This is a genomic window from Halobacillus kuroshimensis DSM 18393, assembly GCF_000425705.1.
Classification (GTDB): Bacteria; Bacillota; Bacilli; order Bacillales; family Halobacillaceae; genus Halobacillus; species Halobacillus kuroshimensis.
On the sequence record NZ_AUDY01000010.1, the window covers coordinates 369534 to 385072 of the forward strand.

At 46.2% G+C, this 15539-nt stretch carries 13 protein-coding genes; 9 read left to right on the plus strand and 4 right to left on the minus strand.

What is annotated here, in order from left to right; all coding sequences use genetic code 11:
- Positions 1 to 464: 464 nt before the first annotated feature.
- From H615_RS0112355 to spo0A, 7 genes are all read left to right on the plus strand, one after another.
- On the plus strand, positions 465 to 1064 hold the full coding sequence (locus H615_RS0112355; protein WP_027955445.1) for a hypothetical protein: 600 nt from the start codon (positions 465 to 467) through the stop codon (positions 1062 to 1064).
- Between the two features lie 18 nt (positions 1065 to 1082).
- Complete coding sequence (dxs, locus tag H615_RS0112360; RefSeq protein WP_027955446.1) at positions 1083 to 2975, plus strand: 1-deoxy-D-xylulose-5-phosphate synthase; 1893 nt, start codon at positions 1083 to 1085, stop codon at positions 2973 to 2975.
- Positions 2976 to 2980: 5 nt separating this feature from the next.
- Positions 2981 to 3799 carry a TlyA family RNA methyltransferase gene (locus tag H615_RS0112365; RefSeq protein WP_027955447.1) on the plus strand — a complete coding sequence of 273 codons (819 nt, stop codon included), beginning with the start codon at positions 2981 to 2983 and terminating at the stop codon, positions 3797 to 3799.
- A 63-nt stretch (positions 3800 to 3862) separates the two neighbouring features.
- On the plus strand, positions 3863 to 4312 hold the full coding sequence (gene ahrC / locus H615_RS0112370) for a transcriptional regulator AhrC/ArgR (RefSeq protein ID WP_027955448.1): 450 nt from the start codon (positions 3863 to 3865) through the stop codon (positions 4310 to 4312).
- 17 nt (positions 4313 to 4329) lie between these two features.
- Positions 4330 to 6057 carry a DNA repair protein RecN gene (gene recN / locus H615_RS0112375; protein ID WP_027955449.1) on the plus strand — a complete coding sequence of 576 codons (1728 nt, stop codon included), beginning with the start codon at positions 4330 to 4332 and terminating at the stop codon, positions 6055 to 6057.
- 223 nt (positions 6058 to 6280) lie between these two features.
- Positions 6281 to 7513 (plus strand): SpoIVB peptidase, encoded by a 1233-nt coding sequence (gene spoIVB / locus H615_RS0112380; protein WP_027955450.1) that lies wholly within the window; start codon positions 6281 to 6283, stop codon positions 7511 to 7513.
- 222 nt (positions 7514 to 7735) lie between these two features.
- Positions 7736 to 8515 carry a sporulation transcription factor Spo0A gene (gene spo0A / locus H615_RS0112385; protein WP_027955451.1) on the plus strand — a complete coding sequence of 260 codons (780 nt, stop codon included), beginning with the start codon at positions 7736 to 7738 and terminating at the stop codon, positions 8513 to 8515.
- A 40-nt stretch (positions 8516 to 8555) separates the two neighbouring features.
- Here spo0A and H615_RS0112390 read toward each other — a convergent pair whose 3' ends face one another.
- Positions 8556 to 8828, minus strand: a complete 273-nt coding sequence (locus H615_RS0112390; RefSeq protein WP_027955452.1) for a hypothetical protein — start codon at positions 8826 to 8828, stop codon at positions 8556 to 8558.
- A 205-nt stretch (positions 8829 to 9033) separates the two neighbouring features.
- Between H615_RS0112390 and H615_RS0112395 the strand changes: the two genes are divergently transcribed.
- On the plus strand, positions 9034 to 10383 hold the full coding sequence (locus H615_RS0112395; RefSeq protein WP_027955453.1) for an aspartate kinase: 1350 nt from the start codon (positions 9034 to 9036) through the stop codon (positions 10381 to 10383).
- 22 nt (positions 10384 to 10405) lie between these two features.
- Here the strand turns inward: H615_RS0112395 and H615_RS0112400 are convergent, their stop codons facing one another.
- From H615_RS0112400 to H615_RS0112410, 3 genes are read right to left on the minus strand one after another with little or no spacing between them, the layout of a single operon-like run.
- Positions 10406 to 11152 (minus strand): 3'-5' exonuclease, encoded by a 747-nt coding sequence (locus H615_RS0112400; RefSeq protein WP_027955454.1) that lies wholly within the window; start codon positions 11150 to 11152, stop codon positions 10406 to 10408.
- Entirely contained in the window at positions 11152 to 13059 is a 1908-nt protein-coding gene (locus H615_RS0112405; RefSeq protein ID WP_027955455.1) for a DUF294 nucleotidyltransferase-like domain-containing protein, read from the minus strand. Before H615_RS0112405 ends, H615_RS0112400 begins: the two co-directional genes overlap by 1 nt.
- Positions 13060 to 13073: 14 nt before the next feature.
- A complete protein-coding gene (locus tag H615_RS0112410) occupies positions 13074 to 13319 on the minus strand; it encodes a DUF2627 domain-containing protein (protein WP_027955456.1) in 246 nt (81 codons plus the stop codon).
- Positions 13320 to 13451: 132 nt separating this feature from the next.
- On the opposite strand from H615_RS0112410, the gene H615_RS0112415 reads away from it, so the two are divergent.
- Positions 13452 to 15527, plus strand: a complete 2076-nt coding sequence (locus H615_RS0112415) for a sigma 54-interacting transcriptional regulator (RefSeq protein ID WP_027955457.1) — start codon at positions 13452 to 13454, stop codon at positions 15525 to 15527.
- The last annotated feature ends 12 nt before the right edge of the window (positions 15528 to 15539 follow it).

Sequence of the window (15539 nt, forward strand, 5' to 3'; positions counted from 1 at the left end):
TTGTAACGGGCTCTGAGCCAGATACCGTTATGAAATGGGGTATGAACCTGCAGCATATGGAGTAACATCTATATGCGCAGCGTAGCCTGCCTTGAGTGGTTTTTGAGGGGATTACAGTCCATGAGCCCCTGTGACTACAGATGGCCACTGTGGTCCTGGGACGTAAGCTGTATGAAATCACAACTGCAAAAGAGGCTAAGGAACGGTCAAAGGCTGTCGGGGAAATCCCCTAGACTGTTCTATGGACATAAAACGGGAATTATAGTGCGGACTAAGTGGCAATCTAGTCCAGTTATCGGAAACGAGGCTGAGTCGAGTTTAAAGGGGAACCGCCAGAGTGGTGACACTCGGTACTTGATTGGGAAAACCTACTAGACCTAAGCCGCAATTTTTACCCGTTTTGTGACCATTCCTTTCTGTTTACATAAACAAATTATGATTATATATAGATATAGAGGGTAAGAATGGATAATAAATTAAAAAAAGCCGTAAATTTCAGTTTGAGCATTGCCGTTATCACATTTGTGTTAGCGGCTATTTTTTCAGTTATCTCTTCTTCCGTTTTAAGTGGAGTCATGTGGGTCATTGGACTGATCATTGTATTTATCATCGTGCTTACCGGTGTAGTCTTTGATATGCTTGGTATAGCAGCTACAGCTGCTGAAGAGAAGCCCTTCCATGCGATGGCTTCCGAGAAAGTCCCGGGCTCCAAGGAAGCTATTGCGATTGTCAGAAATGCGGATCGATTCGCAAGTTTCTGTAACGACGTTATAGGGGATATATCTGGTATAGTTAGTGGTACGGCCTCCACTGTCGTCGTACTTCAGCTCGCTTCGAGTTTCGGGTATACAGAAGGGTCTGCCGTCCAAATCGGTATTAACGTGGCCCTTACCAGTATCGTGGCAGCAGTGACGGTGGGAGGAAAAGCCATTGGTAAATTCTTCGCCATCAATAAATCCACGCAGATTATCTTTTTCGCTGCCAGGGTGATTGCATGGTTAGAAACCAAATTAAATGTAAGAATATTATCAAATGTCATGTCGTCCACTAAAAAATCAAGATAATTACAAGGGGGTCCTTCAATGGATCTGAGCAGAATCAACGACCCTTCGTTATTGAAGGATATGAATACGAAACAATTGGAAGAATTTGCAGCAGAAGTGAGACAGTTTTTAATTGAAAACCTGGCCACAACAGGCGGCCACCTCGGTGCGAACCTGGGGGTAGTGGAGCTGACCCTGGCTCTTCATAAAGTATATAACAGTCCCGTCGACCGTTTTATTTGGGATGTCGGGCACCAGTCGTATATCCATAAGATTCTGACCGGCCGTGGAGGGCAGTTCGACACACTGCGGCAGTATAAGGGACTGTGCGGGTTCCCGAAGCGGGATGAAAGTGAGCATGATGTATGGGAAACCGGCCACAGTTCAACTTCATTGTCCGCTGCCATGGGGATGGCTATTGCGCGCGACTTGAAAAAACAGGATCATTCCATCCTTCCCATCATTGGTGATGGAGCCCTGACAGGGGGGATGGCGCTGGAGGCGCTGAACCATATCGGGCATGAGAAAAAGAATGTAACCGTTATCTTGAATGATAATGAAATGTCGATTGCCAAAAACGTAGGAGCCCTGCATGGTGCGCTCGGACGGATGAGAAGCGCAGGGAAGTACAATCGTGCCAAGGATGATCTCGAATGGCTTCTTAAGAAGATTCCCGCCGTTGGAGGAAAGCTGGCGCAGGCAGCAGAGCGCTTGAAGGACAGCATGAAGTACTTTGTTGTTCCGGGAATGTTCTTTGAAGAGCTCGGGTTTACGTATTACGGACCGGTGGATGGGCATGATTTTGAAGACTTGATGGAAAACCTGAATTATGCAAGAAAAACAGACGGACCGGTTATCGTTCATGTGATGACCAAGAAAGGGAAGGGGTATCATCCCGCCGAAACCGATGTGAAGGATAAGTGGCACGGTGTAGGTCCTTATAAAATCGAATCAGGTGAGAAGATCAAACCGGTCGATGCACCTCCCGCGTGGAGCTCGGTCATCAGTGATGCGCTGATTAAAAAAGCGCGTGAAGATGAGCGCATTGTGGCTGTGACTCCTGCCATGATTCTCGGGTCCAAACTGGAAAAATTCGGTGAGGAATTCCCGGACCGTTTATTTGATGTAGGCATTGCCGAACAGCATGCTACGACGATGTCCGCTGGCCTTGCAACTCAGGGCATGAAGCCGTTTCTGGCCATTTATTCCACCTTCCTGCAGCGTGGTTATGATCAGGTGGTTCATGATGTGGCCCGTCAGAAATTGAATGTGATTTTCGGTATTGACCGCGCAGGACTCGTCGGAGCTGACGGAGAGACCCACCAGGGTGTGTTTGATATTGCATTCCTGAGGTCTGTTCCGAATATGATTATCAGCATGCCAAAAGATGAGGATGAAGCCCAGCACCTCGTTCATACAGCTGCAGAATATGAAGAGGGGCCATTTGCGATCCGTTATCCGCGGGGTAACGCGAAAGGGATCGATACGGATAAACATATGAGGTCCATTCCCGTCGGCAGCTGGGAAGTCCTGAAAGAGGGGACAGAGGCTGTCATCCTTACGTTCGGGACGACCATTGATGCAGCCCTTGATGCGGCGGGTCGCCTGGAAAAAGAAGGACGGTCTGTGCGGGTGGTAAATGCCCGTTACATCAAACCGATGGACGAGTCTATGCTGCATGATATGATGAAGCAGGGGCTGCCGATTCTTACGGTAGAGGAAGCGGTTCTGCTGGGAGGATTCGGTTCAGCAGTGCTTGAATTCGCTGAGGAAAACAATTACACCTCCCAATGGGTGCGCCGGATGGGCGTTCCAGACCGGTTCATCGAACACGGCAGTGTACCGAAACTCTGGGAAGAGATCGGGTTGACCCCGGAAAACATGGTGAAAAACCTAAAAGAATTGATACCTACAAAACAACAGAGGGCATAAATCATATGGGCAGAAAAGTACGTTTAGATGTTTTACTTGTAGAAAAAGGCTATATAGAAACGCGTGAAAAAGCGAAACGGACCATCATGGCGGGACTTGTTTTTCATGAGCAGGTCCGCCTTGATAAACCCGGCTTGAAAGTGGATGAGGAACTGGAATTGATTGTTAAAGGCCGTCCCATTCCGTATGTCAGCCGCGGCGGATTAAAGCTTGAAAAAGCATTGAAGCACTTTGATCTTTCCGTTAAGGACAAGATTATGATTGATATCGGTTCATCCACCGGCGGTTTTACGGACTGCGCGCTTCAGAACGGTGCCAGGCTCAGCTATGCCGTGGATGTCGGATATAATCAGCTTGACTGGCGTCTCCGTAATCATGACCAGGTGGTCGTTATGGAACGGACCAATTTCCGATATGTGACGAAAGAGGATCTTACACACGGTCAGCCGCAGTTTGCTTCCATCGATGTCTCCTTCATATCCCTCCGTATCATTCTGCCGGTTCTTGCTGAGATTCTGGAGCAGCAGGGAGATGTGGCAGCACTAATAAAACCACAGTTCGAAGCAGGTAGAGAACAGGTAGGGAAAAAAGGAATTGTAAGAGACCCATCGATTCATAAAGAGGTCGTAAAAACAATTCTTGATTTTGCTTCTGATCACGGATATTCTGTTTATGGACTCACTTTTTCTCCGATTACCGGCGGGGATGGGAATATAGAATTCCTCGTCCATCTGCGGCTTGATGATGGCGGCAGCAGTGGAGAACAGGTGGATATCGATGCTGTAGTCAAAGAAGCGCATGAGGCGCACAGCAGAAACGCATAATGAGTGTAAAAGGGCTTAGCACAGGCCCTTTTCTTATGGAAGGACTTGAAACGGAGGATGGTCATGAACAAAGGACAACGTCACATCAAAATCAGGGAACTGATCACAAACGACGATATTGAAACCCAGGATGAGCTGGTCGATCGATTGAAGGGTATGGGATACAATGTCACTCAGGCAACCGTATCCCGCGATATCAAAGAACTGCATCTTGTAAAGGTGCCGATGATGGATGGCCGGTACAAATACAGTCTCCCTGCAGATCAGCGCTTCAATCCGTTTGAAAAGCTGAAACGGCTCATGATGGATGCCTTTGTCAGTATAGATCGGGCCGGACATTTTATTATTTTGAAAACTCTGCCGGGAAACGCCAATGCTGTAGGTGCTCTCGTGGATAATCTGGAATGGGATGAAATTATGGGGACCATCTGCGGAGATGATACCTGCTTAATTATCTGCCGCAGTGAAGATCATACGGAGTCAATTAGTGAGCAGTTGCTAAATATGCTATAACTGAGGTGGATGGTTTCATGCTAACAGAGTTGTCTATTCGTGATTTTGCAATCATTGATGAGATCTCAATCACGTTCAAAGAAGGGTTAACTGTACTGACCGGTGAAACAGGTGCTGGTAAATCCATCATTATTGATGCGATCCAGCTTCTTTCCGGTGGTCGGGGATCCGTTGAGTTTGTTCGTCATGGAACAAAAAAAGCTGAAATTGAAGGGTTGTTTACCGTGCAGCCTGACCATCCGATCTATAAGGTCGGACAGAACTATGGTGTCGATATTGATGAGGACGGCATGGTGGTGCTTGAACGGACCATTACCCATCAGGGGAAAAGCATCTGCCGGGTGAATGGAAAGCTGGTTACACTCGGAATCATGAAGGAGTTCGGACATTCCTTGATAGACATTCACAGCCAGCATGAGACGCAGTCGCTTATGGATCCTGACCGGCACGTCGAGCTTCTTGATGTATTTGCCGGTGAAGAGCTTCGCTCGGTCCTGGACGAGTATGTAAGCGTTTATGACAAATACAGAACGATGAAGAAGCGTTATAAAGAATTGAGTGAGAATGAACAGGAAATGGCTCAGCGTCTGGATCTGCTTGAATTTCAGCTCCGTGAGCTTCAAGGAGCTGAAATGCAGCCGCTTGAAGATGAAGAGCTTTCCGAAGAGCGGAAGAAACTCATGAATTTTGAGAAGGTGTACCAAGGCATTCATGATGCGTATTATTCTTTGTACGGGGAACAGCGCGGAATGGACTGGCTGAGTCATGCAATGACCTCTTTGGAAAGTACATCCGATGTGGATGATAACCTGGCAAAACTTTCGGAAGAAATGACGAACACATATTACCTGATGGAAGAAATGACGTTTAAGCTGAGTAATCAGATGGCAGAGCTCGAATTTGACCCTGAAAGACTCAACCAGATCGAATCCCGGCTGAACGAACTGAACCGTCTGAAGAAGAAGTACGGAGCTACGGTGGATGATATGCTGCAGTATGCTTCACGGATTGAAGAGGAGATTGATGAAATCCGCAATAAAGATTCTCATCTGAGTAAGATGGAGAGTGAAATTGCCGAATTGTCCGAGGATGCTCTTCTTGAGGCGCAGGGGATGCGTGAAATCCGTGTGAAAGCTGCAGATCAGCTGGCTGAATTCATTCATGTAGAATTGAGAGATCTTTACTTGGAGAAAGCAGCTTTTGCTGTGGACCTGCAGACGAAACCGGGGAAACAAGGAGATCCGGAACTGGATGGTACTCCTGTCCAGCTGCTGCCGAACGGTATTGATTTAGTGAAATTCCTGATCACGACCAATCCCGGAGAGCCGTTGAAGGAACTACATAAAGTAGCATCCGGGGGTGAGATGTCCCGGATTATGCTTGCGTTGAAGCGGATTTTCTCTCGTCATCAGGGCATTACAAGCGTGATTTTTGATGAAGTGGATACGGGTGTCAGCGGAAGAGTGGCCCAGGCAATTGCTGAGAAGATTTACGGGATCTCAGAGGGATCACAGGTGCTCTGTATTTCCCACCTGCCACAGGTAGCGGCTATGGCGGATACACATGTCCGCATTGAAAAACGTGTGGAGGATGAGCGGACGTCGACAGCAGCCAAGGAACTTTCAATGGACGAAAAAGCTGACGAAATCTCCCGCATGATTACCGGAGCAGAATTAACCGCTACAACCGTTGAGCATGCGCGGGAACTGCTTACGATGGCAGATAAACATAAAAGTAAATCATAATGATGAACCTAAGCGCATGGACGAGTCCATGCGCTTTTGTTTGTTTTATCATTTCCACCGACACACCTCTTTATACAACGTTTACCTATACGTTGGAGAATGTTTCAAAGCAAGGCAAACGGTACTATAATTACTCAGATTATGCTCGTTTAAAAAGGATTAAGGAAGACCACATTATAAGTAAGCCATTTAGTTGGTACTGGAGTACAAGGAGAGTGAACCCGTGAAAAATCAAGCCTTTAACTATATATGTGGTTCTGTTCTCCTGCTGTTTATGCTTATTTTGCCCTTTTATGCCCCTGTCCAGCACTATCTATCCATCCCGACAGAAGTAAAGGTCGGCGCCAGCCCTGATCAGCATTCTGTTGATCAGGAAGCGTGGACGGCGTTTTCGTCCACAAATGATCACGAAGTGTTTTATGAATTTGCAGGTGTACCGGTTAAGAAAACAAGCCTGGAGCCGTTCAAAGATATCCGGTTGATCCCCGGCGGTCAGTCGGTAGGTGTAGAGCTTCATACGAAAGGTGTGCTTGTCGTAGGGCACCACCTTGTAAACGGCAAAGGCGAACAACGGACTTCGCCAGGAGAACAAGCGGAAATTCTCATCGGCGACATCCTGCTTGAAGGTAATGGAGAGGAAATTAACAGTATGGAGAAATTATCCTCCATCGTAAAGGAAACCGGAGAAAAGGAAGAATCCCTGGAACTGAAAATTAAACGGGGAAAGGAAATAACGACGGCAAGTCTGACGCCGGCCTACAACCCGCGGGAAAAGGAATATCAGATTGGTCTGTATATTCGTGATTCTGCAGCCGGCATAGGGACAATGACTTTTTATGATCCTGAAACGAAAAAGTACGGCGCTCTCGGTCATGTCATTTCGGATATGGATACGAAAAAGCCGATTGAAATCCATGAAGGCACCATTGTCAAATCGCAGGTCACCTCCATTGAAAAAGGAGCACAGGGCGTTCCAGGAGAGAAAAAAGCCAGGTTTTCCTTGAGGAACGACCGCCTCGGAATCATCACCAAAAACACGCCGTTCGGTATCTTTGGAACATTGGATGATGATATGACGAATGAGGAATACCCGGAGGGACTTCCGATCGGTTTCGCAGAACAGGTGGAAGAAGGTCCGGCTCAAATCATGACGGTCCTTGACGGGGAAAAAATGCAGACCTTCGATGTGGAGATTGTCAGCAATATGCCAAAGAAATCTGCGGTGACAAAAGGAATGATTGTTAAAATCACAGACCCTGAACTTCTGGATAAAACGGGAGGAATTGTTCAGGGGATGAGTGGCAGCCCGATCATCCAGAATGGAAAAATCATCGGTGCAGTGACCCATGTGTTTGTCAATGATCCGACAAGCGGATACGGCGTCCATATTGAATGGATGCTTCAGGAAGCAGGTATTTCCCTTCATGAAGAAGAAGGGGAAAAGAAAGCAGGCTAGGAGCTCATAAAGGGCTCCTTTTCCTTTTTGTCGACAAATTTCGACAAAACTGACCGGTCATATGTCGAATACATACGAAAAAACGAGTATTTTTAAGCATTTGCCAGATATTCTCTAATTCCTTATATTTTTTGTTATAATAAAAAAGGAATGTTTCTTATGCCTGTCGAATACGTGTATTACGGAAATAAAGAGGACTATTCTCTTAAGGAGGAAAAAGGAATGGAAAAGATTCAAGTGTGTTTGGCTGATGATAATAGAGAGCTGGTAAAGCTTCTTGAAGAGTATTTTGAAGACACTCACGATATAGAAGTGGTCGGTACTTCCTACAATGGAAAAGACTGTCTGCAAATGGTCGAAGAGAAGAAACCGGACGTGCTGATTTTGGATATCATTATGCCGCATCTCGACGGTCTTGCTGTGTTGAACAAGCTGAGGGATATGGACAAGCATCCTGAGGTCATTATGTTAACAGCGTTCGGGCAGGAAGAAGTGACGAAAAAAGCTGTCGAACTTGGAGCGGCTTATTTTATGATGAAGCCATTCGATCTTGATCACCTTGGAGAGCAGGTCCGCCAGATCAAACATGCCGGCGATCCAATCAATCGTGCCCTCGGCAGCAGTTATTCCTCAGCAAGATCGAAAAAACCGGATCTGGATACAAGCATCACCCATATCATTCATGAAGTCGGGGTGCCGGCCCACATTAAAGGGTATCAGTACCTTCGTGAAGCCATCACAATGGTTTATAAAGATTTGGAACTGCTTGGATCCATTACAAAAGTTCTTTATCCAGATATCGCCACTAAATATAATACGACCGCTTCCCGTGTCGAACGGGCCATCCGCCACGCCATTGAAGTAGCTTGGAACAGAGGCAATATCGATGCTATTTCCTCCTTGTTCGGCTATACGATTTCCAATACAAAAGCAAAACCCACGAACAGCGAATTCATCGCGATGGTGGCTGATCGTCTCCGCCTGGAGCATCGAGCAAGCTAATCCATTGAAAAAGCACGTATGTGACAACATACGTGCTTTTTTATGTCATTAGCTGTTTAATTTGACCTGCGAGTTCTGCGTTATCATAAACCCCTTCGTCAATGGAGAAGAGCTCCTCCTTCAAGAAATCATGGGCTTCCTTATCGACAAAGGCAAGGCCGTCGAGGTTAATCAACCGGTAACTGAAAGGAAGGTCCAAATATTGAATAATGACATATCTGTGTCCTTGATCAAAATAGCTGCAAAGGACAGACATTTCGCTGTTTTCTGGATAATATCGTGTTCCACCGAACCCGTCATTCATCAAAACCATCTGATCACCCTTCCTCCTAGTATCCATAATATAGGATAATGAACAAATATGTAACAAATTTATAAGGAAATTGTAAAAAACTTGTAGAAATATAAGAAAAAAAGTTTTTGAAAATTTTTTGATAAATCTGTTCAACTTTGCACCTCATTTGTGTTACAATTCTTAATTATTAATTACTTTGGTACTCTAATGAGGTGTTGTACATATGAAAGTCGTAAAATTTGGCGGCAGCTCCGTTGCCGATGCAGGACAGCTCCAAAAAGTGAAGAATATCGTTACATCTGAAGACAATCGTCGTGTTGTCGTCGTCTCCGCCCCTGGGAAACGATACAGCGGCGATCAGAAAGTGACCGATCTGCTCATCAAACTGGGCGAATCAATCCAACACGATCAGGTTGACCATGAGGTATATAAAATGATCGTTGACCGTTTTCAATCGATGGTAGATGAGTTGAACCTTCCGCTGAATGTATTGGAAGAAGTGAGGAAGCGGTTGGAGTTCTCAATGGAGCAGGTGCAGAAAAAAGAAGCCAAAGCCATAGACTCCCTGAAATCCTGTGGTGAAGATGGGACTGCATTAATCTTGAGCGCTTATTTAAGACAGGAAGGCTATGATTCCTCGTATGTAAATCCGAAGGAAGCGGGCATTCTGGTTCGTGATGAGCCAGGTGGCGCTCTTGTGTTAGAAGAAAGTTTCGACCAGCTTTACCGTTTAAGGGAGCGCAGGGAAATCCTCGTGATTCCTGGATTTTTCGGTTATACACCTGAAGGGACACTCGTGACCTTCTCCAGAGGTGGATCGGATATTACTGGTTCGATTGTTGCAGCAGGGCTGCAGGCGGAGCTTTATGAGAACTTCACCGATGTGGATTCAGTCTATTGTGTGAATCCGATGTATGTGGACCGGCCGAAGGAACTTACATCTCTGACTTACAGGGAGATGCGTGAATTATCGTATGCCGGCTTTTCGGTTTTTCATGATGAAGCGCTTATTCCTGCTTTTAAAGCTAAAATTCCCGTCTGTATTAAAAACACAAACAACCCTTCCGCCCCTGGTACGATGATTACAGCAGATCTGCCTGACCGTGAATCCCATGTAGTGGGAATTGCCAGTGACAAAGGCTTTCTTAACTTGTATGTCAGTAAATACTTGATGAACAGAGAGCTTGGTTTTGGGCGGAAACTTCTGCAGATTCTGGAAGATGAAGGAGTCTCTTTTGAGCATGCACCTTCTGGAATCGATGACATGTCTGTTGTACTAAGGGATCACCAGCTTCCGCCGGAGAAAGAGAAAGTGGTTGTCGGCAGAATTAAGGAAGAATTGAAAGTGGACACGGTTATCATTGAACGGGATATGGCAATGATTATGATCGTGGGAGAAGGAATGAACCAGACCATCGGAATTGCCAGCCAGGCAGCCTGTGCCTTCAGAGAAGCCGATGTGAACATCGAGATGATTAACCAGGGATCTTCTGAGGTTTCCATGATGTTTGGGGTGAAGACAGAAGGACTGGCCGATGCTGTTCAGTCGTTATACCGTACATTTTTTGAATAACAGATAGAAAAAGACGAAGCCCTTATGACCGGGGCTTCGTCTTTTTTAGACCATCTAACTGCTGGTATAAATCATTCAGCGTGTGAATGCCATGCTGTTCGGTCTTCTCCAAAAGGAAACGGAACAACTCTGCAGTCATAATGGCATCATTCAAGGCATGGTGCCGGTCCCTTTTTTCAATGCCGACATGTTTCAATAGTGGATCGAGCTGATGACGGACATGCGGGAGCAGCCATTGGGCCATCACCTGGGAATCAATCACGTGCGGGTCATAGTCAGGGAGCTTCCATCGTTTCAACATCGTTTTGAGAAAACGCATATCAAATTTAGCTGGATGAGCGACTAAGACGGATCCTTCGCTGAACTCCATGAAAGATTGAAACCCTTCTATAAAGGGGCTGGCGTTTTTCAACTGATCCTTGGAAAGGCCTGTAAGGCGGAGAGTCTGCTTGTTGACAGGCCGGATCGGCCGGATCACTTGATAAAACGTCTTCCTGTGACAGGCATTCCATCCGTTCAGACGAATCGCCCCGATGGAAATGATCTCGTGACCGATCTCAGGAAGAAAGCCGGTGGTCTCTAAATCGAAGATGGTAAAATCGAGAGAGGTCAGCGACTGTTCTTTGAAGTGCGCCTCTTTCCCGGCCTCGTGAAGCCTCTGTTCCAGCTGGTGATACGTATGCCATTTTAAATAAGGCTTTATCTTGTAATAATATAAAGGTTTTTCAAAAAGCAGATACTTTATGATCTGTAAGTCAACAGGTAACATCAAACCACCCGATTTCGGTTATAACTCAGTTCAAGCACCTGCTGCAGCCGCTTCGCAATAATAAGTGCTTCTCTCAAGGAGCGGCGTTCTTCCTTTTTCAGTGGAGCGAGCTTTAAATCATTGGATAAGGTGTCTCCTTCTTCCAACTGCTCAAGGTTGGACTGCAGACGGAAAAGCATCAGCCTGTGCAGGGCTGTTTTTGCGTTTTCCACGTCCCTGGGGTGGAAACGTTCATGTTCGGCCAGGGCGTCCAGGCGGTTGACTGTATTGATTTCTTCAATTCCATATTTCATGCTGTATATGCGTATGGCGTTGACAATCTGCATGATGGCAGATTTTTTAATATTCAAGGTCCGTTTTTTACCGATGCCTGAAATCCTGCCAAAGGGCTGGACGGGTACGCGGAACCGGAGGGTATCCTTCATCAGAAGCTGATGAAGGTTCAAGGATTTCTGAACTTTTTGTGTTACGTATTTTTTTAAATCATAGGCCAGGGAGTAGTCTCCGCTGATAGGTCTGAAATCCATAAAAATAGTGAAGTCGCGGATTTCTTCTGCATCCATCTTGGAGATCCATTGATCGATATCCGCATGCCACTCATCTGTCTGTTTTCTCCATTTGTCCTCTTTGGCCATGATTCCTCCTGTGCAGTACGGATATCCGCACTCATTAAGCATATCATTGATCTTCCTGGAAAAAATGGAGAAATAGGCATCGATTTTCTTCTTATGCTTGGACTTATCGTAATCCGCCATGATCATCGCATTATCCTGATCGGTGGAAAAGGCCTGTTCTTTACGGCCTTCACTTCCGAGCACAAGAAAACAATAGTTCACCGGCGGCGCCCCATAGCCCTCGCGGATCATTTCATCTTCTGCAATTTGAACAATCTGCTTATGAATTCTATCGTTGTAGTTCGTCATCAATTCCGCAATATCATAGGCGAGCATCTTGTCTTTAATCAAGCTGCGGACAAACTGCTGGAACCGTTCATTATAAATCGGGGACAATGACTTGATTTCCTCCACACTTGCAGAATTGGAAATTTTGTAGGTAAGGTCGAAATAAACCGAGTTCTTAATGGTGAAAAACGACGACTGCCTTAAGATGCCGACCACTTTGTCCTTATGCAGGACCGGAATGATTTCCGTCGGATGGTGTTTCAAATAACTAAGCGCATCATAGATGAACTCCTGCTCACTAATTTCATATGCTTCCTCAGACATATAGGCTTGGACGGGGTTGTTATGATCATTTTCGAAGTAGGCCTTTAAAATTTCACTGTAGCCGATCATCCCAAGCATTGACCTTGAATCTTCGCTCACGATAAGCGCTTCAATTTTCTGCTGCTGCAGCATCCGGGCTGCTTTTTCAATGGAGGCCTGGGGATGGATGAATGTAGGGGGCTCCATGTAAGCGTCGGCTCTTTTTTTATATAATTCACGGTCGTCCTCTTCATCTGTGGAGGAACTCTTATATTTGACTTCGTCATACAAGCTTTTCATCAAGTGGCTGATTCCGTCCATCACCACTTTGGAAAACTGGGTGTTGTTTGACATGATCTGCAGGAAGGATTCACGTTCAAAACAGATCGTTTTTATCGGCTCAAGAGCCTGTACAGAGAATCGCATTTCTCCGCTGGTCAATAAGATCATGACCCCGATCAAATCACCGGGGTAATAAAAGCGGACAGACAGCTGCCGGCCGTTGGACCGGTGCATAATATTCTTGGCGAGACCGGAGATCATAAAGTGGATATCGATCGAATCATCTTCCTGATCCTCATGAATGATAAATTCGTTCGTGCTGTATTCCTTTACGGAAGCTTTTCCGAAAACGTCCTGGAATTCCTCCTCAGACAACAGATCAAACGGGTACTGCTGCCTGAATAATTCAAACTCTGTCACAGAGCAAAACTCCTTCATTCTGGATAGTTAGATTGTTTGAACCTTCCTTTAGTCAAGTTCCTTTTTCTGTCCCGGTGGAGAATGAAGCCTCCAATGAAAGCCAGTCCGCCTGCGAAAAATAGAATACCAGCCAGACCCTGGAGGGCAATATGAAAATAAAGATCATGGAATTCCCCGAACAGGGCATCACGGATTAATTTTATGCCGTAGACGGCGATCAAACCCGGAGTTACTAATAGCAGTAGTGCTATGAGGCGCATGGGCATCGCTCCTTTTTATAGTCCATTCACAGTATATCAAATGGGGAAGGAAGTGGAAACAATCCCATGCTTGCTAAAATGTGCAGATTGATATACGATGAAGTTACGCAAAATATTGCAGGGTGTGGTGAAATGAAACGAGTATTGATTGTTGGAGCCGGCAAAGGCGGTACTGCTCTGCTGAAGCTGCTTAGTCAAGTGGACCGTATGCAGGTAGTGGCTGTGACAGACATCAATTCAGACGCTCCTGGTCTTGCTCTTGCGGAATCCTATGGAATTCCAGCGGGCCGGTCCTGGGAGCAGTGGATACATAAAAAGATTGATATCGTTATTGAAGCGACTGGACAGGAAGATGTGTTCCAGTCGATTAGAGAAGAAAGAGATGAAACGACGGTGGTTATTCCAGGGTCAGTGGCTTATGTGACAGCTGAACTTCTGGAAGAAAAGGAAGCTCTTGTTCAAAAGCTGAAACGGCAGACGGATAACCAGCATTTCATTTTAAACAGCATTCACGATGGTATGATTGTCGTCGATCACAAGGAGAACATTACATTCATCAACCCCAGCGCTGCCCGGATTCTGGGCAGAAATCATCAGGACGTTCTCCATTGTCCCGTTCAAGAGATTATTCCTGCCTCCAGACTGCCTTACACGATGGCTTCCAAACAGGAGGAAGTGAACAAGAAGCTGGAACTGGAAAATGGAAAGACGGTGGTGACGACCAGGATTCCAATGATTGACGAAAGTGGAAGTGTCATTGGTGCCTATGCGGTGTTCAAGGATATCACAGAGGTGGTTCACCTGGCTGAGGAAGTCACCGATTTGAAAGAAGTCAAAACAATGCTGGAAGCTATTATACAATCGTCGGATGAGGCGATTTCTGTTGTAGATGAGAATGGAAGCGGTTTAATGGTGAATCCTGCCTACACAAGGATTACTGGTCTCCCGGAAAAAGACATCGTCGGAAAGCCTGCGACAGTGGATATTTCAGAAGGGGAAAGTATGCATATGAAAGTCCTCCGTACGCGCAGACCTGTCCGAGGAGTGCGGATGAAGGTTGGTCCTGCCAGGAAAGATGTCCTCGTTAACGTAGCCCCTGTCATTGTCGATGGCAAATTAAAGGGAAGTGTCGGGGTTCTGCATGATGTGTCAGAGATTAAATCCCTGACGAGTGAATTGAAAAGAGCCCGGCAGATCATCCGAAGCCTTGAAGCGAAATACACGTTTGATGATATTATCGGAGATTCTCCTGAAATGACCCTGGCGCTCGAACAGGCTAAGGTTGGAGCGCGGACTCCGGCTTCTGTGCTTCTGCGTGGCGAATCAGGTACAGGGAAGGAACTGTTTGCGCACGCCATCCATAACGAAAGCGGGAGACGTCATAACAAGTTTATCCGGGTGAATTGCGCGGCCATAGCCGAGTCGCTGCTTGAAAGTGAGTTGTTCGGATATGAGGATGGGGCTTTCTCCGGGGCACGCCGTGGAGGGAAAAAGGGATTATTTGAGGAAGCAGACAACGGGAGCATTTTTCTAGATGAAATCGGCGAGTTGACCCTGCCGATGCAGGCGAAACTTTTGCGTGTGCTTCAAGAAAATGAAATGATTCGTGTGGGCGGAACCAAACCGGTTCACATTGATGTGCGGGTCATTGCTGCTACAAATATAAATCTGGAAAAAGCGATTATGAATAAAAATTTCAGAGAAGACTTGTACTACCGGCTGAACCGTCTTCCTATCTATATCCCCCCTCTCCGGGAAAGGATTGAGGACATCCCATTGCTGACCGCCCACCTGATTCAAAAGCTCAATGAGGATTATGGGCGGAACGTAACGTCCCTCAATGGAGAGGCTTACCAGTGTTTAATGGACTATCCGTGGCCTGGAAACGTAAGGGAACTGGAGAATATTATCGGAAGAGCTATGATCTATATGGAACATACAGATGAAATCATAAAGCCTGAACATCTGCCCACTCTTAAAAAACAAGAGGATGCCGTCGAACCGGGCCGGACAGCTTCCGGTTGGACAGGGGAGACGCTGCAGGAGGCTGTGGACGACTATGAAAAGAAACTGCTCGTCGAAGCGTATCGTTCGCACGAGTTTAATAAGACCAAAACAGCCAAGGCTCTCGGTATTTCCATTAGAAATCTTTATTATAAGCTTGAAAAGTATGGGTTGGATAAAAACAGCATGCAGTATTTTTCATAATGCAGAATCCTG

What these genes read in the sequence shown, in the direction of transcription:
- H615_RS0112410 (WP_027955456.1), bottom strand. Translation starts at nt 13,319, where the DNA reads ATGCGCCTCATAGCACTACTGCTATTAGTAACTCCGGGTTTGATCGCC.
- H615_RS0112355 (WP_027955445.1), top strand. Translation starts at nt 465, where the DNA reads ATGGATAATAAATTAAAAAAAGCCGTAAATTTCAGTTTGAGCATTGCC.
- H615_RS0112365 (WP_027955447.1), top strand. Translation starts at nt 2,981, where the DNA reads ATGGGCAGAAAAGTACGTTTAGATGTTTTACTTGTAGAAAAAGGCTAT.
- recN (WP_027955449.1), top strand. Translation starts at nt 4,330, where the DNA reads ATGCTAACAGAGTTGTCTATTCGTGATTTTGCAATCATTGATGAGATC.
- H615_RS0112415 (WP_027955457.1), top strand. Translation starts at nt 13,452, where the DNA reads ATGAAACGAGTATTGATTGTTGGAGCCGGCAAAGGCGGTACTGCTCTG.
- H615_RS0112390 (WP_027955452.1), bottom strand. Translation starts at nt 8,828, where the DNA reads ATGGTTTTGATGAATGACGGGTTCGGTGGAACACGATATTATCCAGAA.
- H615_RS0112400 (WP_027955454.1), bottom strand. Translation starts at nt 11,152, where the DNA reads ATGTTACCTGTTGACTTACAGATCATAAAGTATCTGCTTTTTGAAAAA.
- spo0A (WP_027955451.1), top strand. Translation starts at nt 7,736, where the DNA reads ATGGAAAAGATTCAAGTGTGTTTGGCTGATGATAATAGAGAGCTGGTA.
- dxs (WP_027955446.1), top strand. Translation starts at nt 1,083, where the DNA reads ATGGATCTGAGCAGAATCAACGACCCTTCGTTATTGAAGGATATGAAT.
- ahrC (WP_027955448.1), top strand. Translation starts at nt 3,863, where the DNA reads ATGAACAAAGGACAACGTCACATCAAAATCAGGGAACTGATCACAAAC.
- H615_RS0112395 (WP_027955453.1), top strand. Translation starts at nt 9,034, where the DNA reads ATGAAAGTCGTAAAATTTGGCGGCAGCTCCGTTGCCGATGCAGGACAG.